The sequence below is a fragment of the Pseudomonas sp. Z18(2022) genome (assembly GCF_036346535.1).
GTDB classification, from domain to species: Bacteria; Pseudomonadota; Gammaproteobacteria; order Pseudomonadales; family Pseudomonadaceae; genus Aquipseudomonas; species Aquipseudomonas yamanorum_A.
The window spans coordinates 67,625-89,043 of sequence record NZ_JAOTOA010000008.1 but is presented as its reverse complement, the minus strand read 5'-3'; the positions used below and the strand labels follow the sequence as shown (position 1 = coordinate 89,043).

The 21,419-nt window shown below is 60.5% G+C and carries 22 protein-coding genes; 10 read left to right on the top strand and 12 right to left on the bottom strand.

Features of this window, described 5'->3' with window-relative positions; all coding sequences use genetic code 11:
* Positions 1-16: 16 nt before the first annotated feature.
* The 6 genes from V3W39_RS17940 to V3W39_RS17915 form a co-directional block, all read right to left on the bottom strand.
* A complete protein-coding gene (locus V3W39_RS17940) occupies positions 17-1,048 on the bottom strand; it encodes an ABC transporter ATP-binding protein (RefSeq protein WP_330213039.1) in 1,032 nt (343 codons plus the stop codon).
* Positions 1,045-1,839, bottom strand: coding sequence for an ABC transporter permease (locus tag V3W39_RS17935; RefSeq protein ID WP_177047623.1), 795 nt, complete (start codon positions 1,837-1,839; stop codon positions 1,045-1,047). Before V3W39_RS17935 ends, V3W39_RS17940 begins: the two co-directional genes overlap by 4 nt.
* Entirely contained in the window at positions 1,836-2,657 is an 822-nt protein-coding gene (locus V3W39_RS17930; protein ID WP_177114533.1) for an ABC transporter permease, read from the bottom strand. The genes V3W39_RS17935 and V3W39_RS17930 overlap by 4 nt, the downstream gene beginning before the upstream one ends.
* Positions 2,658-3,662, bottom strand: coding sequence for an ABC transporter substrate-binding protein (locus V3W39_RS17925; RefSeq protein WP_177047619.1), 1,005 nt, complete (start codon positions 3,660-3,662; stop codon positions 2,658-2,660).
* Positions 3,662-4,666: a LacI family DNA-binding transcriptional regulator gene (locus tag V3W39_RS17920; RefSeq protein ID WP_177114531.1), complete on the bottom strand. Its 1,005-nt coding sequence runs from the start codon at positions 4,664-4,666 to the stop codon at positions 3,662-3,664. Before V3W39_RS17920 ends, V3W39_RS17925 begins: the two co-directional genes overlap by 1 nt.
* Before the next feature lie 266 nt (positions 4,667-4,932).
* A complete protein-coding gene (locus V3W39_RS17915) occupies positions 4,933-5,364 on the bottom strand; it encodes a DUF2268 domain-containing putative Zn-dependent protease (RefSeq protein WP_330213038.1) in 432 nt (143 codons plus the stop codon).
* A gap of 203 nt (positions 5,365-5,567) precedes the next feature.
* Here V3W39_RS17915 and V3W39_RS17910 point away from each other — a divergent pair, with 203 nt between their 5' ends.
* Together V3W39_RS17910 and V3W39_RS17905 are read left to right on the top strand one after the other, a co-directional pair.
* Positions 5,568-6,665 (top strand): carboxynorspermidine decarboxylase, encoded by a 1,098-nt coding sequence (locus tag V3W39_RS17910; RefSeq protein WP_177076596.1) that lies wholly within the window; start codon positions 5,568-5,570, stop codon positions 6,663-6,665.
* Positions 6,666-6,694: 29 nt separating this feature from the next.
* Positions 6,695-7,939 (top strand): saccharopine dehydrogenase family protein, encoded by a 1,245-nt coding sequence (locus tag V3W39_RS17905; protein WP_177047612.1) that lies wholly within the window; start codon positions 6,695-6,697, stop codon positions 7,937-7,939.
* A 196-nt stretch (positions 7,940-8,135) separates the two neighbouring features.
* On the opposite strand, the gene V3W39_RS17900 is transcribed toward V3W39_RS17905, so the two are convergent.
* Positions 8,136-8,915 carry an IclR family transcriptional regulator gene (locus tag V3W39_RS17900; protein ID WP_177114527.1) on the bottom strand — a complete coding sequence of 260 codons (780 nt, stop codon included), beginning with the start codon at positions 8,913-8,915 and terminating at the stop codon, positions 8,136-8,138.
* Between the two features lie 215 nt (positions 8,916-9,130).
* Here V3W39_RS17900 and V3W39_RS17895 point away from each other — a divergent pair, with 215 nt between their 5' ends.
* The 5 genes from V3W39_RS17895 to mddA all read left to right on the top strand — a co-directional run bounded on the left by V3W39_RS17895 (position 9,131) and on the right by mddA (position 13,432).
* Entirely contained in the window at positions 9,131-9,913 is a 783-nt protein-coding gene (locus tag V3W39_RS17895; RefSeq protein WP_177047608.1) for an ABC transporter substrate-binding protein, read from the top strand.
* Positions 9,910-10,578, top strand: coding sequence for an ectoine/hydroxyectoine ABC transporter permease subunit EhuD (ehuD, locus tag V3W39_RS17890; RefSeq protein ID WP_008435412.1), 669 nt, complete (start codon positions 9,910-9,912; stop codon positions 10,576-10,578). The genes V3W39_RS17895 and ehuD overlap by 4 nt, the downstream gene beginning before the upstream one ends.
* Positions 10,575-11,327 carry an amino acid ABC transporter ATP-binding protein gene (locus V3W39_RS17885; RefSeq protein ID WP_330213037.1) on the top strand — a complete coding sequence of 251 codons (753 nt, stop codon included), beginning with the start codon at positions 10,575-10,577 and terminating at the stop codon, positions 11,325-11,327. The genes ehuD and V3W39_RS17885 overlap by 4 nt, the downstream gene beginning before the upstream one ends.
* On the top strand, positions 11,324-12,592 hold the full coding sequence (locus V3W39_RS17880) for an NAD(P)/FAD-dependent oxidoreductase (RefSeq protein WP_330213036.1): 1,269 nt from the start codon (positions 11,324-11,326) through the stop codon (positions 12,590-12,592). The genes V3W39_RS17885 and V3W39_RS17880 overlap by 4 nt, the downstream gene beginning before the upstream one ends.
* 72 nt (positions 12,593-12,664) lie before the next feature.
* Positions 12,665-13,432, top strand: coding sequence for a methanethiol S-methyltransferase (gene mddA / locus V3W39_RS17875; protein ID WP_330213035.1), 768 nt, complete (start codon positions 12,665-12,667; stop codon positions 13,430-13,432).
* A 3-nt stretch (positions 13,433-13,435) separates the two neighbouring features.
* On the opposite strand, the gene V3W39_RS17870 is transcribed toward mddA, so the two are convergent.
* Positions 13,436-14,122 carry a M24 family metallopeptidase gene (locus V3W39_RS17870; RefSeq protein WP_330213034.1) on the bottom strand — a complete coding sequence of 229 codons (687 nt, stop codon included), beginning with the start codon at positions 14,120-14,122 and terminating at the stop codon, positions 13,436-13,438.
* Positions 14,123-14,490: 368 nt separating this feature from the next.
* Between V3W39_RS17870 and V3W39_RS17865 the strand changes: the two genes are divergently transcribed.
* From V3W39_RS17865 to V3W39_RS17855, 3 genes are all read left to right on the top strand, one after another.
* Positions 14,491-14,838: a DUF6124 family protein gene (locus V3W39_RS17865; RefSeq protein WP_177076602.1), complete on the top strand. Its 348-nt coding sequence runs from the start codon at positions 14,491-14,493 to the stop codon at positions 14,836-14,838.
* 235 nt (positions 14,839-15,073) lie between these two features.
* Complete coding sequence (locus V3W39_RS17860; RefSeq protein WP_330213033.1) at positions 15,074-15,862, top strand: FRG domain-containing protein; 789 nt, start codon at positions 15,074-15,076, stop codon at positions 15,860-15,862.
* 82 nt (positions 15,863-15,944) lie between these two features.
* Positions 15,945-16,532, top strand: coding sequence for a hypothetical protein (locus tag V3W39_RS17855; RefSeq protein ID WP_177076606.1), 588 nt, complete (start codon positions 15,945-15,947; stop codon positions 16,530-16,532).
* A 133-nt stretch (positions 16,533-16,665) separates the two neighbouring features.
* Here V3W39_RS17855 and glsB read toward each other — a convergent pair whose 3' ends face one another.
* The 4 genes from glsB to V3W39_RS17835 all read right to left on the bottom strand — a co-directional run bounded on the left by glsB (position 16,666) and on the right by V3W39_RS17835 (position 21,285).
* On the bottom strand, positions 16,666-17,574 hold the full coding sequence (gene glsB / locus V3W39_RS17850; protein ID WP_177047596.1) for a glutaminase B: 909 nt from the start codon (positions 17,572-17,574) through the stop codon (positions 16,666-16,668).
* A 223-nt stretch (positions 17,575-17,797) separates the two neighbouring features.
* Positions 17,798-19,018 carry a nucleoside permease gene (locus V3W39_RS17845; protein WP_330213032.1) on the bottom strand — a complete coding sequence of 407 codons (1,221 nt, stop codon included), beginning with the start codon at positions 19,016-19,018 and terminating at the stop codon, positions 17,798-17,800.
* A gap of 42 nt (positions 19,019-19,060) precedes the next feature.
* A complete protein-coding gene (locus tag V3W39_RS17840; protein ID WP_330213031.1) occupies positions 19,061-20,113 on the bottom strand; it encodes a sugar phosphate isomerase/epimerase family protein in 1,053 nt (350 codons plus the stop codon).
* Positions 20,114-20,127: 14 nt separating this feature from the next.
* Positions 20,128-21,285: a Gfo/Idh/MocA family protein gene (locus V3W39_RS17835; protein ID WP_442968409.1), complete on the bottom strand. Its 1,158-nt coding sequence runs from the start codon at positions 21,283-21,285 to the stop codon at positions 20,128-20,130.
* Positions 21,286-21,419: the final 134 nt, after the last annotated feature.

The window sequence follows — 21,419 nt, the reverse complement described above, 5'->3', positions numbered from 1 at the left end:
AATAGGTTCTCTGAATTCAGGCATGCAGGGTGAACAGCTTGTGTGGGGCGATGGCCAGGACAATCGGCGCGCCGACGGCATGAAGCTGGTTGTCGCTGCTATCCACCAGCAGCGGCTGCGGGCCCCCGACATCCACCAGCAGACGGCTTTGCGCGCCCTGGAAAAACTGCGCCAGCAGGTGCCCGTGCAGGTGCCCTTCGCTCTCCATCACCCGCAGGTGTTCGGGGCGGCAGTACACGGTGGCCGGCAGATCGGGTTCGTGCCACGGCAGTTCGCCGCCGCACACCGTCAGGCCATGGGCGGTGCGGTCGATCACCGAAAAGGCATTCAGGTTGCCCACGAAGCCTGCGACAAACGCATTGGCCGGCTGCTGGTAGATCTCCCGCGGGCTGGCCAGTTGCGCGATACGCCCCTGCTCCATCACCAGGATACGATCCCCCAGGGCCATGGCTTCACCCTGATCGTGGGTGACGAACACCGAGGTGATGCCCAGGCCGCGCAACAGCTGATCCAGCTCGCTGCGCAGGCGCTCACGCAACTGTGCGTCGAGGGCGGCCAGCGGTTCGTCCAGCAACAGCACTTTGGGGCGAGGCGCCAACGCGCGCGCCAGTGCCACACGCTGGCGCTGGCCGCCGGACAGTTCATGGATGCTGCGCTTGCCGTGATGCTGCAGGCCCACCAGCTCCAGCAGTTCGTCACAGCGCTTGTTGCGCTCCGCCGGCGCGATGCCTCGAATCTTCAAGCCATAAACGATGTTGCCGGCCACATCCAGGTTGGGAAACAACGCGTAGTTCTGGAACACCATGCCCACGTCACGCCGCTCGATGGGCAGGCGGGTGACGTCGCTGTCACCGAAAAAAACCTGGCCCACATCGGGACGTTCAAGGCCGGCGATCAAGCGCAACGTGGTGGTCTTGCCGCAACCGGAGGGGCCGAGAATGGCCAGGGTTTCGCCGCCCTCGATGGTCAGGTCGAGGTTCTGCACGGCAACGGTGCCGTCGGCGAATGCCTTGCGGCAACCCTTCAGGCGAATGGTGATAGCGGTCATCGACGCTCTCCACGGGACAGACGAGCGCTGATGGCCTGCAACGCAATCAGCAGCGGCACGATCATCAGCAAAAAGATAAGGGTGTAGGCGCTGGCGATTTCCAGGCGCGCCGAGGCGTAGCTGTCGGCGAGGCCCACAGGCAAGGTCTTGGTCATCGGCGTGTGGAGCATCCAGGTCAGGTTGAACTCACCCAGGCTCAAGGTGACGACCATCAGCACGCCCGCGAGGATCCCGGCCCGGCAGTTGGGCACCACCACGCTGAAAAAGCGCTTGATCGGCCCCGCACCCAGACTGGCCGCCGCCTCTTCCAGCACCGGCAGTTGCTGGCGTTGCATCACCGCCATCACCGGGCGCACCAGGAACGGCAAGGTGAACAACACATGCCCCACCAGGATGAACAGCCAACTGCTGCGGAACCCGCCGAACTGGCCGTAGGTCAGCAACAACGCCAGGGCACTGGCCAGGCCGGGCATGGCCACCGGCAGCACCATCAATTCCTCGAAGGCGCGGCTGAAGCGGTTGTTCATGCGCACCAGGGCGTATGCCGCCGGCACGCCGATCACGCAGACGCACACCGCGCAGGCCAGGGCCAATTGCAGCGAGAGCCAGACCGTCGGCGAGTAGGCCTGCCACACCTGGATCAACCAGTCGAAGGTCAGGCCGCTGGACAGGCCGACGAAGAAATTGCGCGTCAGCCCCGCCAGCAATGACATCAATACCGGCACCAACATGAAGGCGCAGACCAGCAAGGTAAACAACAGTTGGATGACAAACAGCGATGAGCGCTTCACAGGACCGTCCCCGCGTTTTTCACCAGGCGCCGCGTGAGCAACAGCACGGCCCAGGTCACCGCACCGAGCACCACCGAGAGCGCGGCCGCCACGGCAAAATTGGCGTAGTTGGTGAACACGTTATAGATGGCGACGGGCGTCACGTTCAGCCGCGTGCCCAGGGTGAACGCGGTGCCGAAGGCGCCCATGGACGTGGCAAAACAGATCGCCCCGCACGAGGCCAACGCCGGCGCCAGGCCCGGCACGATCACATCGCACACCACCCGCCAATGCCCGGCACCCAGTGAATGGGCGGCTTCCTCCAGGCTGCGGTCGAGGCTTTCACACGCCGCCATCACCGTGAGGATCACCCGTGGAATCGAGAAGTACAGGTAGCCGACAAACAGCCCCGCCAGGGAATAGGCAAAGATCCAGCGCTCGCCGGCCAACTGAAGCCCGAGTGCGGCAAACAAGCCTTGGCGGCCCGCCAGCAGGATCACCAGGAAGCCCACCACCACACCGGGGAACGCCAGGGGAAACGTCAGCAGCGCCACCAGCGCCGAACGCCCGAAGAATTGCTGGCGGGCGAGAAACACACCGGCGATGCCGCCCACCAGCAGCGCCGCCAACGTCACCAGCACCGCGAGCACGCAGGTTTGCGCCAGGCTGCCCAGGTATTGCGCGCTGCTCAGGACCTGCCAGTAACCGCTGCCGTGGCTGTCGCGGCTTTCGCCACCCAGCACCAGCAGGTGCGCCAACGGCAACAGCCAGAAGGCGAGCAGCACCGCAAACGCCGGGGCCAGCGCCCAGGCGGGATTTGGCCGCAAAAGTGCCTTCACTTACTTGACCTCACTCAGGTAGCGCGCGGCGAAGGCTTCCTGCACGGCGGCCATTTTCTGGTAATCCACCACGCCGGCCCGGGCATAGTCGCTGTCCGGCAGAAACTGCGCGGCGACGTCCGCCGGCATCTTCACCGGCCGCACCGGGCGCAGGTAGGCCTTGGCCCAGAGTGCCTGGCCTTGATCGGACAGCACGAAATCCAGGACCTTTTCACCATTGGCACGATGCGGCGCGTTCGCCACCAGGCTCATCACGTACGGCACGCTGATGCTGCCTTCCCTGGGAATCACGAAGGCCACGTTGGCGTTGTCCTTGTAGCGGGCGCGGTAGGCGTTGAAGTCGTAGTCCACCAGGATCGGCAACTCGCCGGAAAGCACCCGTGCGTAGGCGGTTTGCTTGGGCACGATGGGGGCGTTTTTCGACAGCTTCTGGAAGTAGTCGATGGCCGGGGCGAAGTTGTCGAGGTCGCCGCCCATGGCGCGGTTGATCGCCACCGCAGAGACGTAGCCGACGAAGGCGCTGGAAGGGTCGAGGTAGCCGACCATGCCTTTGTACTCAGGCTTGAGCAGGTCGGCCCAGCTTTGCGGCACCGGCAGGCCACCCAGGGCGTCGACGTTGACCATGATGCCCAGGGTGCCGGAGTGAATCGCGAACCACTGGCCGTCAGGGTCTTTCAGGCCGGCGGGAATCTGTTCCCAGCCTTTGGGTTTATAGCCCTCCACCACCGCAGCCTTCTGCGCTTGCAGGCCGAACGTCACGCCGTAGTAGACGACATCGGCCACCGGCGCGGCTTTCTCGGCCACCAACTGCGCCAGGGACTGGCCGGAGTTCTTGTTGTCCAGCGGCACCTGCACGCCAGTGCTCGCGGCGATGGCCTTGAGTTGCGTGCCCCAGTCCGCCCAGTCTGGCGGGCAGTTGTAGCAAATCGCAGTGTCGGCGGCCTGGGCCAGGCTGGCCGCGCCGCACAGCAGCAATGCCGCCAGGGTTTTACTGAGCATGCTCATCAAGCGTCTCCTTTATGGGGTTGGGTGCTTTCGCCCGGCCGGATATGGCACGGCAGGCAATGGGAAACCGGGGCGTTGCCGGCGATCTGCGCCAGCAGTTGGTCGATCACGGTGCTGGCCAGCAGCGCGATGGGCTGCACCACGCTGCACAACGTCGGGTGCATCTGGGTGCCCAGGGAAATGCCGTCAAACCCCATCACCGAAAGTTGCTCAGGCACATTCCAGGCGTGGCGGCGCAGTTCGGCGATCAAGCTGATGGCGAGAAAATCGTTGGAGCAGACCAGCGCCGTGGGTGCCTGCGGGCCTTGCAAAAAGGGCTCGACGGCAGCGAACTCGGCTTGGGTATGGGCCGGCATTTCGATCACCGGTTGGCTATCGAGGCCGTACTCGCCCATGGCATCGCAATACCCGGCATAACGCAGGCGCGCCCGGTCGGACTGCAACGCAGGGCCGGCGACCATGGCGATGCGGCGATGGCCCGCTTCCAGCAGATAACGGGTAGCGAGGGCCATGCCGGCGCGGTTGTCCACCGAGACGGCGCTGTAGTTGGGGTTGTCGGGTTGGTGGTAGGCCAGCACGAACGGCGTTTCTTCCGTGGCCAGGCTGTGGAGCACGCTGTTGCTTTCGGCGTCGGTGACGGTCAGCACCAGGCCGTCAACGCGCTGGCGCAGCAGCTCTTCCACCACGCTGCTTTCGCGCTCGGCGCTGTAGTCGGTGGTCGCCAGCAACAGGTTATAGCCACGCAGGCGTGCCGCGCGCTCCATGGCCTGGAACTGCTCGGCGAACACCGGGTTAAGCAGGTTGGGCACCACCACGCCGATCAGGTTGGTGGTTTGCAGCCGCAGTTGGCGGCCCAGCAGGTTGGGCCGAAAGCCCAGCTCACGGGCGGCGGCGAAGACCTGCTCGCGGGTGGCCGGGCGTACCTGCTCGGGGGAAGCAAAGGTCCGGGCGGCGGTGGCGCGGGATACGCCGGCCAACCGGGCTACGTCTTTCAAATCAGTCATTGTCACTCGCTTGAGATCGATCTCATTGGCGAGGACAGTAACGGGGGAATGTGGCAGTCAGGCGATGGGGAGATGACGGTTTGATGTCAGCGTGGGCGGGGTTTGGGAGTTCGCTGAACATCTCATGTAGGAGCTGTCGAGCTTTAGCGAGGCTGCGATAGCGGTGGGTCAGGCGACACTTCTATTGAATGTGCCGCCGCCATCGCAGCCTCGCTGAAGCTCGACAGCTCCCACAGGGGATCAGTGCTGCTTGATGGTGTTGTGTTTCACGGTCGGGTTACGAGCCCTTCCTGGGTCGCGTTGGCGAGTATGTCTTGCGCAGGCACGTTTACCCACGTGGCGGCGTCCACCTCGCCCTGCTTCGCCAACCAGGCGTCCACCATCTGATAACCCAACGTGTACCCCAGCCACCTCGGCCGCGTCCCGGTGCCGAAGAACCATTCGCTGTGGTCGTAATACGTGGCCTGCAGAAGCTGGAGCTCTACCGGCGAACTCAGCAGCTCCTCGGGTGCAAGCGCCCTCTCCCACAGCTCCGGCTCACTGCCCAGCACCCGCCGCACAAACTGCCCGGCCAGCCCTTCGCTGACCATGGCCTCTCCCAGCGTCCAGCCATAACCCGGGCCCGCCATGCGCAGGCAATGATGCACTTCATGCACCACATGCCGACGCAGGGAGCCGCTGCGAAAACTGGCGAGCAAATAGTGTCCATGCGTCCATTCTCACCTCTCGTCGCCAAAGCCGGGATCCGTTTCCAATGCGGCTCATCATACCCACAGGCTGTCATATTCACAGGTCAGCTTATAACCGGGCGCGCAAATTCCGCTGACTAACCTTTCGATCTGTCCCAAGTGCGGGCACAATGCGTGTCCTTTTTTGGCAGGCACCGCCGCAGGCTCTGAAAATGATCAAAACGCCGTACTACCTCATCGACAAACAGAAGCTTCTGGTCAACATGCAGAAGATCGCCTACGTGCGCGAACAGTCCGGCGCCAAGGCTCTGCTGGCCCTCAAGTGTTTCGCTACCTGGTCGGTGTTCGACCTGATGCAGGAATACATGGACGGCACCACCTCGTCGTCGCTGTACGAGCTCAAGCTGGGTCGCCAGAAGTTCGAAGGTGAAGCCCACGCCTACAGCGTGGCCTGGGCCGACGATGAAATCGAAGAGATGCTGGATAACTGCGACAAGATCATCTTCAACTCCATCAGCCAGCTGCAGCGCTTTGCCGAACGCAGCGAAGGCAAGACCCGCGGCCTGCGCGTCAACCCGCAAGTGAGCAGCTCCGACTACCTGCTGGCCGACCCGGCGCGCCCGTTCAGCCGCCTGGGCGAATGGGACCCGGTGAAGATCGAAGGCGTGATCGAGCAGATCTCCGGCTTCATGTTCCACAACAACTGCGAGAACGGTGACTTCAACCTGTTCGACCAGATGCTCAACACCATCGAAGAACGCTTCGGCGCACTGCTGCACAAGGTCAACTGGGTCAGCCTCGGCGGCGGCATCCACTTCACCGGTGAAGGCTATGCCATCGACGCTTTCTGCCAGCGCCTCAAGGCGTTCTCGCAGAAGTACGACGTGCAGGTGTACCTGGAACCCGGCGAAGCGGCGATCACCAACAGCGCCTCCCTGGAAGTGACCGTGCTCGACACCCTCTACAACGGCAAGAACCTCGCCGTGGTAGACAGCTCCATCGAAGCCCACCTGCTGGACCTGCTGATCTACCGCCTCAACGCCAAGCTGGCGCCAAGCAGTGGCGAACACACCTACATGGTGTGCGGCAAGTCGTGCCTGGCCGGGGACATCTTCGGTGAGTACCAATTTGATCAGCCGCTGGCCATCGGCGATCGACTGTCGTTCATCGACACGGCAGGCTACACCATGGTCAAGAAAAACTGGTTCAACGGCCTGAAAATGCCGTCCATCGTAGTGAAACAACTCGACGGTACAGTCGAAGTGGTTCGTGAATTTGGTTACGACGACTACCTGTCCAGCCTTTCGTAAAGCGGACAGATAAAGGAGAGATAAAGCAATTGAAAAAGAACGTTCTTATCATTGGTGCAGGAGGTGTCGCCAAGGTGGTGGCCCACAAGTGCGCGCAGCACAACGACGAACTCGGTCGTATTGCTATCGCGTCGCGCAACATCTCCAAATGCCAGGCCATCATCGCAAGCGTCAAGGCCAAGGGTAGCCTCAAGGTACCCGCCGACATCCAGGCCTTCGCGCTGAACGCTTTGGACGTGGAAGCGACCAAGGCTCTGATCCGCGAGACCGAATCGCAGATCGTCATCAACGTCGGTTCCGCGTTCCTCAACATGTCGGTACTGCGTGCCTGCATCGACACGGGCGTGGCGTACCTCGACACCGCCATCCACGAAGAGCCGGGCAAGGTCTGCGAGACCCCGCCGTGGTACGGCAACTACGAATGGAACCACCTGGAAGAGTGCAAACAGAAGAACATCACGGCCATTCTTGGCGTGGGCTTCGACCCGGGTGTGGTCAACGCTTATGCAGCGCTGGCGCAACAAAAGCATTTCGACCGCATTGATTCGATCGACATTCTCGACGTCAATGCCGGCTCCCATGGCAAATATTTCGCCACCAATTTCGACCCGGAAATCAACTTCCGCGAATTCACCGGACAGGTGTGGAGCTGGCAGAACAGCCAGTGGACCAGCAACACCATGTTCGAAGTCAAACGTACCGACGACCTGCCTGTGGTCGGTTCGCAGAACCTGTACCTGACCGGCCACGATGAAGTGCACTCGCTGTCGAAAAACCTCGACGTGCCCAACGTGCGTTTCTGGATGAGCTTCGGCGAACACTACATCAACGTGTTCACCGTGCTGAAAAACCTCGGCCTGCTCTCCGAAAAACCGGTCACTACCGCCGAAGGCCTGGAAGTCGTGCCGCTGAAACTGGTCAAGGCCGTGCTGCCTGACCCGTCGTCGCTGGCACCGGGCTACACCGGCAAGACCTGCATCGGCGACCTGGTCAAGGGCACCAAGGATGGCCAGCCACGCGAGCTGTTCATCTACAACGTGGCCTGCCACGAAGAAGCCTTCGCCGAGACCGACAGCCAGGGCATCTCCTACACCGCCGGCGTTCCGCCTGTAGCCGCAGCGCTGCTGGTTGCCCGTGGCGAGTGGGATGTGAAGCACATGGCCAACGTCGAAGAACTGCCGGCTGAGCCGTTCCTCAAAGCGCTGGACGTGATGGGCTTGCCGACTCGGATCAAAGACGAGAACGGTGACCGTGCCTGGGATGCGATTGCCTGACAGGCGATAGCTGACCGCACAAAAAAATGCGCCCGATGGGGCGCATTTTTTGTTGGGGCCAACCCAAACCTCAAACCCAATGAAAATCAAATGTGGGAGCTGGCTTGCCTGCGATAGCGGTGGGTCAGTGCAGGTTATATTGCCTGACACGCCGCTATCGCAGGCAAGCCAGCTCCCACACTGACGGTGTTCACTTTTATTCAAGATTGCGCGCCGAATTACTCAACGCCCTTGAACACTGCAACAACGCCGGCGCCAGCTGCTTCTCGGCATCCGCCCGGCTCCAGCGACTGGTGGGCGCCACCACATGCACCGCCGCCACCGGCCGGCCATTCGCCCCCAGCACCGGCGCGCCGATGGTCATGTCGCCCAGGAACAGCTCCTGGCCATTCACCGCATAGCCCTGCTCGCGCACCTGCTGCAACGACTCCATGATCCTGTCGACGTCCGTCAACGTCTGGCTGGTATGCGCCACCCGCTGGCTGTGCTCGATCAACGCCAACGCCTCATCCGGCGGCAACGCACTCAAATACGCCCGGCCCGACGCCGTGCAGTACATCGGCACCCGCGAGCCAATCGGCATGTGCACCGGCACAAAGCCTGAGCTGACGAAGCGCGCGATGTACGTCATGTCGTAACCCGCAGGCTCCGTCAGGCACGAGGTTTCTCCGGTCAGCCGAGTCAATTCCGACAAGAACGGGTTGGCCACTTCAATCAACGAATGCGCATCCAGATAACTGAAGCCCAACTCCAGCACCCGGGGTGTGAGTTGGTAATGACGGGTGCGCGAGTGTTTCCGAAGGTAACCCAGGCTCTCCAGGGTAAACACCATGCGCTGGGCCGAACTTTTGGTCATGCCGGCAGCCTCCGCCACCTCTGCAAGGCTCATGCTGCGGCGCTGTGCGCTGAATGCCTTGAGCACCGACAGGCCTTTTTCCAGGGATTGGTTGTGCAAGCTGTTGCGTTCTTCAGACATGGCGGACTCGCGGTCAGGTCGATCAAGCGTGGCGATATTTCTACACCAAACCGCGAAATCCGACCACTAAAAATCGCATATCGATACGAATGGTTCATTTTGTCGATTTTCTATTCCACTAAACGATTTTATTGAATCGAAATGGCACAGAGCTTGCGGTTTCCTCTCCAGCCGCTTGCGGTACTGACGATCCGTTTTCCTTCTGGAGTAACCCGATGAACAGTCTTTCGCCCTTGTTTCGCCGCCTCGCCTTTGGCCTCTGCGCCACCTTTTGCGTGGCAACCGTGCACGCCGCCGGTGCAGCCTCGTACAAAGTCGGTGCAACGGCCAGCGGCTCGCCGTTTACCTTCCTCGACATCAAGAGCAACAGCATCCAGGGCGTGATGGTCGATGTCGCCAATGCCGTGGGCAAGGCCGGTGGTTTCACCAGCGAAATCGAGCAGACCAACTTTGCCGCGCTGATTCCTTCGCTGACCTCCGGCAAGCTCGACTTCATCGCCGCCGGCATGCTCAAGACCGAAGAGCGCACCAAAGTCGTCGACTTCAGCGCCCCGGTGTACGCCTACGGCGAAGGCCTGATCGTCAGCGCCGACGACAACGCGGCCTATCCCGATCTCAGCTCCCTGAAAGACCAGGTGGTCGGCGTGCAAGCCGGCACGATCTTCTACGACATGCTCAACAAGCTGGGCATCTTCAAGGAAATCCGCACCTACGACTCCATCGGTGAAATGGTGCGGGACCTGAGCCTGGGCCGTATCAAGGCCGCCGTGGGCGACCAGCCGGTGGTGGCGTACCAGATCCGCCAGAAGCTGTTCAAAGGCGTGAAGCTCGCGGCCGACTACAAGCCGGTCAACGTCGGCGAGGTGTGCCTGGTGGTGCGCAAGGGCGACAGCGAAACCCTCGCACGCCTGAACCAGGCCATCGCCAGCATCAAGGCTGACGGTACGCTGGAGGCGATCCTGAAGAAGTGGGGGCTTGATGCCCAGGTGCAGCCATGAACCCGGCTGAATTCCTGCAGAACGCCCAGGACTTCCTGCCGATCCTGCTGCAAGGCGCGTGGGTGACGATCCAGATTACCGTGCTGTCGTTCCTGCTCAGCAGCGCCATCGGCCTGGTGCTGGCGCTGCTCAAGCTGTCGCCGATCAAGGCGCTGTCGTGGGCGGCGAGCACGGTGATCAACGTGATTCGCGGCCTGCCGATCATCGTGCAGCTGTTCTACATCTACTTCGTGTTGCCGGACATGGGCGTGCACCTCAGCGCGTTCCAGGCGGGTGTGATCGGCATGGGCATCGCCTATTCGGCGTACCAGGCGGAGAACTTCCGCACCGGCATCATCGCGGTCGAGCAAGGCCAGCGTGAAGCCGCCGAAGCCCTGGGGATGCGCTCGGTGCTGATGATGCGCCGGGTGATCCTGCCCCAGGCCTTTCGCATCGCCCTGCCGCCTTACGGCAACACCCTGGTGATGATGCTCAAGGACTCATCCCTGGTGTCGACCATCACCGTGGCCGAGATGACGCGCCAGGGCCAACTGATCGCCTCGTCGACCTTCCAGAACATGACCGTCTACACCCTGGTCGCCCTGCTCTACCTGCTGATGAGCCTGCCGCTGGTGTATGGCCTGCGCCGCATGGAACAGCACCTGGGCCGGAGGAAAAAAGCATGATCGAGATTCGCCAACTGCAAAAACACTACGGCACCCATCGTGTACTGCACGGCGTTGACCTGGACGTGGCCAAGGGCGAAGTGGTGTGCCTGATCGGCCCGTCCGGCTCGGGCAAGTCCACCTTGCTGCGCTGCATCAACGCCCTCGAAGCCTACGACGGCGGCACCATCAACGTGTTCGGCGAGACCGTGCAACGTGGCAGCAACACCGTGCACGCCCTGCGCAGCCGCATGGGCATGGTGTTCCAGCGCTTCAACCTGTTCCCCCATCGCACCGTGCTGGAGAACGTGATGGAAGGCCCGGTGTACGTCAAACGCGAACCGCTGAAACAGGCGCGGGAAGAAGCCTTGGCGCTGCTGGATAAAGTCGGCCTGTCGGCCAAGGCCGATGCCTACCCGGAACAACTCTCCGGCGGCCAGCAGCAACGCGTCGCCATCGCCCGCGCGCTGGCGATGAAGCCCGATGCGATGCTGTTCGACGAACCCACCTCGGCCCTCGACCCGGAACTGGTGGGCGACGTGCTGGAGGTGATGCGCACCCTGGCCGATGAAGGCATGACCATGATCGTGGTGACCCACGAAATGGGCTTTGCCCGGGAAGTGGCCGACCGCGTGTGCTTCCTGCACGGCGGCTACATCGTGGAGAGCGGGCCAGCGGAGCAAGTGCTGGGCAACCCGCAACAGCCGCGTACCCAGGACTTCCTGCGCCGCGTGCTGCACCCGACGGCCAACACCCGGAGCCTGTCATGAAGTCACTCTGGGCTGCGACAGCACCTGCCGCCCCGCCGACACCCGCGTTGGCGGAATCCATCAAGGTCGACGTGGCCATCGTCGGCGCCGGGTACACCGGTTTGTCCACGGCCCTGCACCTGGCGGAACGCGGCGTGAGCGTGTGCGTGCTGGAAGCCAACGAACCCGGCTGGGGCGCGTCCGGGCGCAATGGCGGGCAGGTCAACCCGACACTCAAATACGACCCGGATCAACTGGTGCGGATGTACGGTTCCGAACGTGCCGAGCCGCTGATCCATACCGTGTCCAACTCGGCCGACCTGGTGTTCAACCTGATCCAGCGCCATGGCATCGACTGCGCCCCCACACGCAAGGGCTGGATGCAGGTTTCCTATTCCGAAAAAGGCGTGGCGGGCCTGCATGCCCGGGCCGAACAGTGGGCACGACGCGGGGTACCGGTGCAGCGCCTGGATGCCAACGCAGTGTCCTCTCGCATGGGCAGCCAGGCGTTTGCCGGTGGCTGGCTGGACGGCCGCGCCGGGGCCATTCAACCGCTGGCCTATGCACGCGGGCTGGTGCGCGCTGCGCAGGCCGTGGGGGTGCGCATTCACGGACAAAGCGCAGTGACCGCGATGCAACAGGCGGGCGCCGGCTGGAAGTTGCAGACCGCCAGCGGTGCACAGGTGTCGGCCGGCCAGGTGGTATTGGCTACCAATGGCTACAGCGGCGACTTGTGGCCCGGCATGGCCCAGAGCGTGCTGGCGGCCAACAGTTTTATCGTCGCCACCCGGCCATTGAACGGGCCTGCGGCAGACAGCATTTTGCCGGGGCAGGAAACCGTCTCAACCGCCCAACGCCTGCTGCTGTACTTTCGCAAGGACGCCCATGGCCGCCTGCTGATGGGCGGACGCGGGCTGTTCAACGACCCCACCGGGCCGGCAGATTTTGCGCACCTGGAGCGCTCGCTGGCGCTGCTGTTTCCGCAGTTGGGCAAGCTGGACTTTGAGTACCGCTGGGCGGGACGGATCGCGATCACCCGGGACTTTATGCCCCACGTTCACGAACCTGCGCCGGGGCTGACCCTGGCCTTGGGCTGCAATGGACGCGGGATTGCGTTGTGCACCAGCCTGGGCCAGCAACTGGCGGGACGTTTATGTGACAGCCGCTCGGACTTTTCCTATCCGGTAACCCCGCTGCAGCGACTACCCTTGCATGGATTGCAACGGTTCTACATCGGCGCGGGCGTGGCGTGGTACAGCTTGCTCGATCGCTTGAATGTGAGCTGAGAACGAGGGGCGCGCTTTTCGTCGCGCCCCTGCCCCGGCCCCCAGCCCCAACCTGTACGAAAGGAGTCGTCCGTGAACAGTGGAACAACGGCAAACGGACCGGCAGCACGCCTGGCCATGCTGTTCTATAGCGCCGTCAGCTATGGGATCTTTTTGCTCAGCGTCGTGTACCTGATTGGCTTTCTTGGCCACCTGGTAGTGCCCAAACATATTGATGACGGGCCCCTCCTCGACTGGCATCTGGCAGCGTTGACCGACCTTGGCCTGATCACGCTGTTTGCGATTCAGCATTCGGTCATGGCCCGTACGGGCTTCAAGACACGCCTGACCCGGTTCATTCCGGCGACCATTGAGCGCTCCACCTATGTGTTGGTCAGCAGCCTGATACTCGGGTTGATGTTCTGGCTGTGGCAGCCCATCACCGCACCTGTCTGGACGACGGACTCTCCACTCGCAAGGGCGTTGATAACCGCACTGTTCTGGGCAGGTTGGGCGGTGGTTTTTGTCGCAACGTTACTGATCAGCCACTTCGAACTGTTCGGCCTCAAGCAAGCGATTGATCACCTTCGGGGCGCAAAACCCGGCGCCCAACCGTTCAAGACACCGTTGCTGTACAAGGTTGTTCGTCACCCGCTGTACCTGGGGTTCCTGATCGCGTTCTGGGCAGCCCCGGACATGACCGTCGGGCATCTGCTGTTTGCGCTGGCCTTCACGGCCTACATCTTCATTGGGGCGCACTTTGAAGAAAAGGATCTGGTGGCGCTGTTTGGGGAGACCTACCGGCGCTATCAGAAAGAGGTCGGCATGGTACTGCCGTGGCGTCGGAAAGGTCAGCGGTGAAGATCAAAGCTCGCTGGGTTCGCCGGCATCATTGAAGCTGTAGATATTTTCATGCTTGTAGCCCCAGCGACCGCCCTGCTCGCGAACATGCGGCTCGAAGGTAAAGCACGTCACCTCCTCCAGGCGCCGATGATTGCCCGCCTCGATGTAGAGCCTTTGGTCACGCTGCTCGCAGATGCTGTGGCCGACGTTGCCGGCGAAATCGAGGTTCTCGAAACCCTCGGAGGCGATCAGGTCATTGGCAAACCCATGCAAGTCGTTGAACGTGGTCCCGGGGCGGGCGAAGGTGCGCATCATCGCGTGTAATCGGTGCTCCACTTCATAGCCCTTGCTGAACTCAGCCCCCGTCGGCACCGCCCGGCACACACCCTCCTCCACATAGAAAGAGCGCGCGCAATCGCCCCACACATTGCCAGAGCGTGGGCTCAAATCCACGGTGATCAGATTGTGCTCGCCAACTGCTTCGTGACTGGGCCGATAGTCGCGCCCCGACACCGAAAGCACACTGCGCGAACCCAGCAACACAAAGGCCGGGCAGTCGTAATACCAGGTGTCCGGGTAGCCGGATTCCGCGAGCATCTGCGCTGCCATTTGGGCGATGGAGGCTTCGGTTGACTGTGGCGTGATTCGCGTAACGAGCTGCTGAAGCACCGACTTGGCGGCGGCCTGGACGACACGATTGGGCAACATGGACCGTCTCTGACTGATGGGTGATTGCGTCGATAGTATCAGCACCTTGCTCAGTGACAGGGAGGCGTGCTCGGATTTTTCCGACAACTGTTTCAGGTTGTCGGTCGGACTCGGGCTGACTAACCTCCCGCAGTCGCTGCCAATTCAGCGGCCGGATTTGACCGTCCGACTATTCGACGACTGCAACGCCCAACACCTATTCCAGGCGTTTTTTTTGTGCCTGGGTTATCGTGTCGCGGCGGCTGTACGCGGGATACCTTCGGGTATGCCGGGTTCGTTGATAACCGGTCGGTCAACCCGCGTACAGCTGCCACCCTCCTCGTTTGACCGCGAACGGTGGTGGCTCCACTTATCGACGGAGCTTCACCATGATTAAAGACAGTCCAAATCCCCCGAGTCATGCCGACCGGCTTCAAGAAGCCGCTTACCGCGCCATCCACCACTATCTGAAACCTGACGCCCAACCCCAAACGCCCGAACCCACCGAGCTACCGTTCGATGGATTATTTACCGTGCGTAAGGACCTGGACACAGAAACCTTGCTGGCCAACGCCTCGCAAGACCTGGCGTCGATCAATGTCATCGCCGCTCACTTGGCCTTCGAAGTCGATGGTACCCAACGCAATGTGGCGCTGGGTATTTGCCGGATGTTGGAAGGTGTGCAGATGCTGGTGGACAAAGCATTGGATGGATGTTCAGAAACATCACAAAAGTAAAAATATCAATTAATGGACCGTTCCATCGCAAAACGGGACGGCCCAAAGTCTTCAGTATTGACCACTCAATCTTCCCGTCTCCCCGCCCCTACCGCCAAAGGGGGAAATAAATGAGCCCCCCATTTTCTAAACTCTAGCTCGCCCTCAGCATAAATTTCTTTTGGAGAAAGCTACGTACCGCTCTAGAATAGCAGCATTGTGCCAGCAAGCTAAGAAAAGGAAAGGAAATCCACAAATGGCTAGAAGCCCAAGATGGACAACAAACCCTGTGGTTAGGGGGGTTAAAGAATATACTCTTACATCCTGGAAATATTTTTCAGACTTCATAAACCAAGAAATGCTGAACTACACTACCTACGTCTACAGAGGACATGGTAACAGCGACTGGAAACTTGAACCCACCATAGACAGGTTAATTAAGTCCCCCACCTCTCCGGACAGAGAAGAACATCTAACAAGGTTTAAATTCGAAACCAGAGGGCGCCGGGGACCTAACCCCATAAAATTAGATGACGACAATGATTGGTGGGCATTAGGACAACATCACGGCCTCGCCACACCTTTACTTGACTGGACTGAGTCGCCGTTCGTGGCGTTGTTTTTTGCCGCGAACGCTGCAAACAATGACAATACAAAATGCTATACCGTTTTTGCGATCGCACAATCTTCCATAGATAGTATCAATGAAAAGATCAACTCCGACCCCAGCATCCCATTAGTAAATAGACGAAAGCAAACAATAAAAATCGTGAGACCTCTTAGCGACGAAAACAAAAGGCTTGTTAGCCAAAGAGGACTATTCACTCGCGACCCCAACAATGTAGACATTGAGACCTGGATCTACACTCACACTGATAGGAAAGCACGAGACATTAGACTAATAAAAATAAAGATTCCTACTGAAGGCGCGGAGGAATGCCTAAGATACTTAAACAGAATGAATATTAGCCACTCCACGTTATTTCCAGATTTGCCAGGCGCATCAGAGTTTTGCAATGCTTACCTGACCATTAACGACTATTAAAAACTCATTCAACGATGCCTCAAAAACCTGCTTTCGAGCACTTATATCCTCTAAAAACCAAAACTAGTGAGTCAGCACCGTCATGCTACTTAACGAAAACAACGATGCTTTGAGAACCACCAATCCGTTAATCAGTTACGGAGTTTTATTCGCTATGCTCGTACTCGGGCTTATCCCATTCTTGCTAATGTCCGCTGCATACGGAACGGCAAATACTGAGCTCTGGTCAGCCTACGATGCATCGTCCATTCTTATGATTGCGGCCGTCATGATCGTATTTGGAATTATATTTTACGTGCTCAGAGAGAATGACGTAACAGCGGAAGCCATTGCTAGACGGATAATAGATATCGATGAATTTAAAAATAAAAAATACATAGACTACCTGCTTGCACACTATGGCAATGCTGCTTCGGTAGCAGCGTTCTTTGCATCCCTCACCTTCATCATTAAATCAAATCTACCGACGCTTGGCGTCACCCTATCCTCTCTTATATTATCATTGGCACTTCCAGCACTTATAATATTTTACGGACTCATTTTTGCAAAGACAGTTTTTGGTGCAATCAATCGACACCCCCTAGTTTGGTTATCACTTATGCCTATGCTTTTATTAGACATCACTTTATTTACAATGGCAATAAAAGGCATACCGAGACCAGAACTATAATCTATTACCACCAACACCAGCCAATCTCTCGTGCGCATCAGACTTAATAATAAAAAACAACCAAAAAAAAACCTAATCGCCGTACAATATTGTTATTTCTACAAGTGGGGCTTTATCCGCCCCACAACTAAAGTCAAAACACCGACCACCCAATCCGCTCACTCAACAGCTCCAACGCCTTCATCCCCGCCAACGAATTCCCCGCCGCATTCAACTCCGGCGACCACACGCACACCGTAAACTGCCCCGGCACCACCGCGAGAATCCCGCCGCCTACCCCGCTCTTGCCCGGCAAGCCAACGCGATACGCAAAATTCCCCGCCTCGTCATACAGCCCGCTGGTGGCCATGATCGAGTTCACCTGCTTGGTTTGCCGCGCGGTCAGAATCTGCTCGCCACTGTGGGTGCAAACCCCTTCATTCGCCAGGAAGCAAAACGCCTTGGCCAGGTCCAGGCAGCTCATCTGCAACGCGCAGTAGTTGAAGTAGCTGTGCAGCACCGCGTCCACATCGTTGTGGAAGTTGCCAAACGACTTCATCAGGTACGCCATCGCAGCATTACGCGCACCGTGCTGGGCTTCGGATTCGGCCACAACGCTGTTGACCAGGATCTGCGGGTTGCCCGACAGCCGCCGCACAAAATCACGCATGGACAGGATCGGCACGGCAAAGCGCGACTGGTTGATGTCGCAGATCACCAGCGCGCCGGCATTGATAAACGGGTTGCGTGGCCGCCCGCGCTCGAACTCCAGTTGCACCATGGAGTTGAACGGCTGCCCCGAGGGTTCGTGGCCCAGGCGTTCCCAGATGCTTTCGCCGCCGTGGTCGATGGCCTGCACCAGGCTGAACACCTTGGAGATGCTCTGTACGGAGAACAAGGTGTGGGCGTCGCCCGCGCAATAGGACGAGCCGTCATTGCCATACACGGCAATGCCCAGTTGCTGCGCCGGCACGTCGGCGAGCGCGGGGATGTAGTCGGCGACCTTGCCGAGGCCGATCAGTGGACGGACTTCGTCGAGGATCGACTCCAACAGGGACTGCATGTTTTGTTCGGGCATGGTTTGGAAAATAATGATTGGCGGGCGCGGAGGATACCTGAAACGCCGGGACTTACGGGTGTGTTCAATCTCGCTGACCGCGCAAAAAAAGGGCCTTCAGGCGTTCCAACAAGCAAAGAAAATCAATGTGGGAGCTGGCTTGCCTGCGATGCAGACACCTCGATGTATCAGTTGCACCGAGGTGATGCTATCGCAGGCAAGCCAGCTCCTACCTTTGACCCGCCACCCGCTCCCGCCCCTTGAACGCCACCGAAAAACAAAAAAAGATCAGCAACGCAAAACCCGCCGGAAACAGCCAGATGCTGCGCCAGTCATGGCTGCCACCCGCCGCCGCATAGTGGTCGGTCACCTGCCCCGCTACCCAGAACCCGATCAACATTCCCACGCCGTAGGTCGCCAGGGTAATCAACCCCTGGGCCGAACTCCTGAAGCGCTCCGGGGCCTTGGCGTCGGTGTAAATCTGCCCCGAGACAAAGAAGAAGTCGTAGCAGATGCCATGCAGCGCGATCCCGGTAAACAGCATGAAAGCCAGCTCGCCGTTATTGCCATAGGCGAACAGTGCATAGCGCAACGCCCAGGCCAGCATGCCCACCAACAGCGCGACCTTGATGCCGAAGCGCTGGATGAACAGCGGCAATAGCAGCATGAACAGCACCTCGGACACTTGCCCGATGGCCATCTTTGCCGTGGGGTTGGTCACGCCGATTTCCGCGAGAAACGGGTTGGCGTTCTGGTAGTAGAACGCCAGGGGAATGCAGATCAGGATCGAGGCGATGAAGAACACCAGGTAGCTGCGATCCTTGAGCAAGCCCAGCGCATCCAGCCCCAGCAGTTGCTTGATACCACCACTGCCCGCCTCGGCCTTCAACGGCGCGGTACGCGGCAAGGTGAAGCTGTAGAAACCCAGCACCAATGAGGCGATGGCAGACATCAGGAAGGTGTTGCGCAACGCGCCGGTGGTGATCGACTGCTGGGAATCCCAGGCGAACACAAAGCTGATCACCAACCCCGCGACGATCCAGCCCAGGGTGCCCCACACGCGGATGCGCGAGAACTCCTGGGCCGGGTCGCTCATTTGCCGGAAGGCCACCGAATTCACCAGGGCCAGGGTCGGCATGTAGATGACCATGTACGCCAGCACGTAGGGATAAAAGCCGACGAAGTCCGGCGCGCGGTACAGCTGGTAGAGCAGCACCGCGCCGATCAGGTGCAGCACCGCCAGGATGCGCTCGGCGTTGAAGTAGCGGTCGGCGATCAGGCCGATGATAAACGGGGCGATAATCGCGCCCCACGACTGGGTGGAAAACGCCATGCCGATTTGCCCGCCATTGGCCCCCAGGTTGCTGGCAAGGAAGGTGCCGAGGGTGACGAACCAGCCGCCCCAGATAAAGAATTGCAGGAACATCATGACGCTCAGTCGCGCTTTCATTGTGGTCACCGTTTTATTGTTATTTTGGGTCAGAAGCGGTGTTCAGGCGTCGGGCAGGCCCAGCAGCCGTCGGTTGGATTGCTCGTCGGATGTCACACCGGCAAAGTCATCGAACGCCTTGGTGGTCTTGCGGATCATGTGCTGCTGGATGAACGCCGCCCCTTCTGCCGCGCCTTGCTGTGCATCCTTCAGGCAGCATTCCCACTCCAGCACGGCCCAGCCGTTGAAGTCATATTGGGTGAGCTTGCTGAAGATCGATTTGAAGTCGATCTGGCCGTCGCCCAATGAGCGGAAACGCCCGGGGCGGTCAACCCATCCCTGATAGCCGCCGTAGACACCGGAGCGCGCATCGGGGCGAAACTCGGCATCCTTGACGTGGAACATGCGAATGCGCGCGTGGTAGCGGTCGATGAAGCCCAGGTAGTCCATTTGCTGCAACAGCAGGTGGCTGGGGTCGTAGAGAATGTTGGCCCGGGGATGGTGGTCGACGGCTTCGAGGAAGCGTTCGAAGGAGGCGCCGTCGTGCAGGTCTTCACCGGGGTGGATTTCGTAGCACAGGTCGACACCAGCGACTTCGAAGCAATCGAGGATCGGCAGCCAGCGCTTGGCCAACTCGGCGAAGCCTTGTTCCACCAGGCCGCCGGGACGCTGTGGCCACGGGTAGATGTAGGGCCAGAGTAGCGCGCCGGAGAAGGTCGCGTGTGCGCTTAAGCCAAGGCGTTGGCTGGCGCGGGCGGCGAGTTTCAATTGGTCGATGGCCCACTCGGTGCGCGCCTGGGGTTGGCCCCGCAGATGGGCCGGCCCGAAGTCGTCGAACAGCGTGTCGAATGCCGGATGCACGGCCACCAGTTGGCCTTGCAGGTGGGTCGACAGCTCGCTGATTTCGACGCCGGCCTGGGCGCAGGTCGCCTTGAGGTCGTCGCAGTAGGCCTGGCTTTCAGCGGCGCGGGCCAGGTCGATATAGCGGGTACCGAGTGTGGGCAACTGGATCGCCTTGTAGCCCTGGGACGCTGCCCATTGGGCGATGTTGGCGAGGGTGTCGAAAGGCGCTTCGTCCGAGATGAACTGGGCGAGAAAAATACCGGGGCCGCGCATGTCTGTGATCTCCTTCATAGGTGGCTGGCCAGGGTCGTCCACTTCGCGTCACCGCGATGGTTGGCGATCACGGCTTCGATAAAGGCCATGCCGCGTACGCCGACTTCGATGCCGGGCACGCCGACAGCTTCGGTGCCTTGGCGAATGGCACTGGCGAAGTCGCGGTAGAGGTTGGCCATGGCTTCGAGATAACCCTCGGGATGCCCGGCGGGCAGGCGCATACGTTGCACCGCCGCATCGCACAGCCAAGGCTGGCCGGTGCCGGAGCGCAGGATGCGCAGGGGTTGATCGAGGGAACGGTGGATCAGGCTGGCGGGTTCTTCCTGGCGCCATTCCAGGCCGCCTTTGTCGCCATAGAGGCGGATCTTCAGCGGGTTCTCTTCACCGGCACACACTTGGCTGGCGATCAGCACGCCGCTGGCGCCGGAGGCCATCTTGAACAGCATCGCGGCATCGTCGTCCAGTTGGCGGCCAGGTACGTGGATGCCCAGGCTGGCGCAGAGCTGTTCGATTGGTTGGTCGGCGATGAATTCGGCCAGGGAAAAGGCGTGGGTGCCGATGTCGCCGATGCAGCCGCCCACTCCCGACAGCTCGGGGCGGCTGCGCCAGTCCGCCTGTTTGTTGCCCTGCCCGGCCACGTCCTGGCTGAGCCAGCCCTGGGGATACTCGACGATCACCTTGCGCAGGGTGCCGATGACGCCGCTGCGCACCATGTCGCGTGCTTGCCACACCATCGGGTAGCCCAGGTAGGTGTGTGCCAGCCCGTAGAGTCCAGGGCTGGTGTTGACGACCTCTGCCAGCGCCTGCACTTCAGCAAGGTTGAGGGCGGCAGGTTTTTCGCTGAACACATGAAAGCCTGCCTGCAACGCCAGGGTCGCAATGGGCGCATGCAGGTGATTGGGGGTAACGATCACCAGCAACTGCATGCGCTGGTCGGCCGGGAGCGCCTGCTCGGCGGCCAGCATCTGCTGCCAGTCGCTGTAGCAGCGGGACGCGGGCAAGCCCAGGGCGTTGCCGGTGCTGCGGTTGTTCTCGGGCTGGCGGCTGAAGGCTCCGCACACCAGCTCATAACCGCCATCCAGCCCCGCCGCCTGGCGGTGAGCCTGGCCAATGAAGGCACCCTCGCCGCCACCCACAAAGCCCATTCTTATTTTTTGCAGCACTGCCGTCATCGCAAGTCTTCTCTTTTGGGGCGTTTACCGATCATGATGTAACCGGTTACATCGTGCCGGAAATTTAGGCCCAGTTGCACGCGGTGTCAAACCCCGGCTGCGGTAAACTTGGCGGCTGTTGCTCTGATAACGAG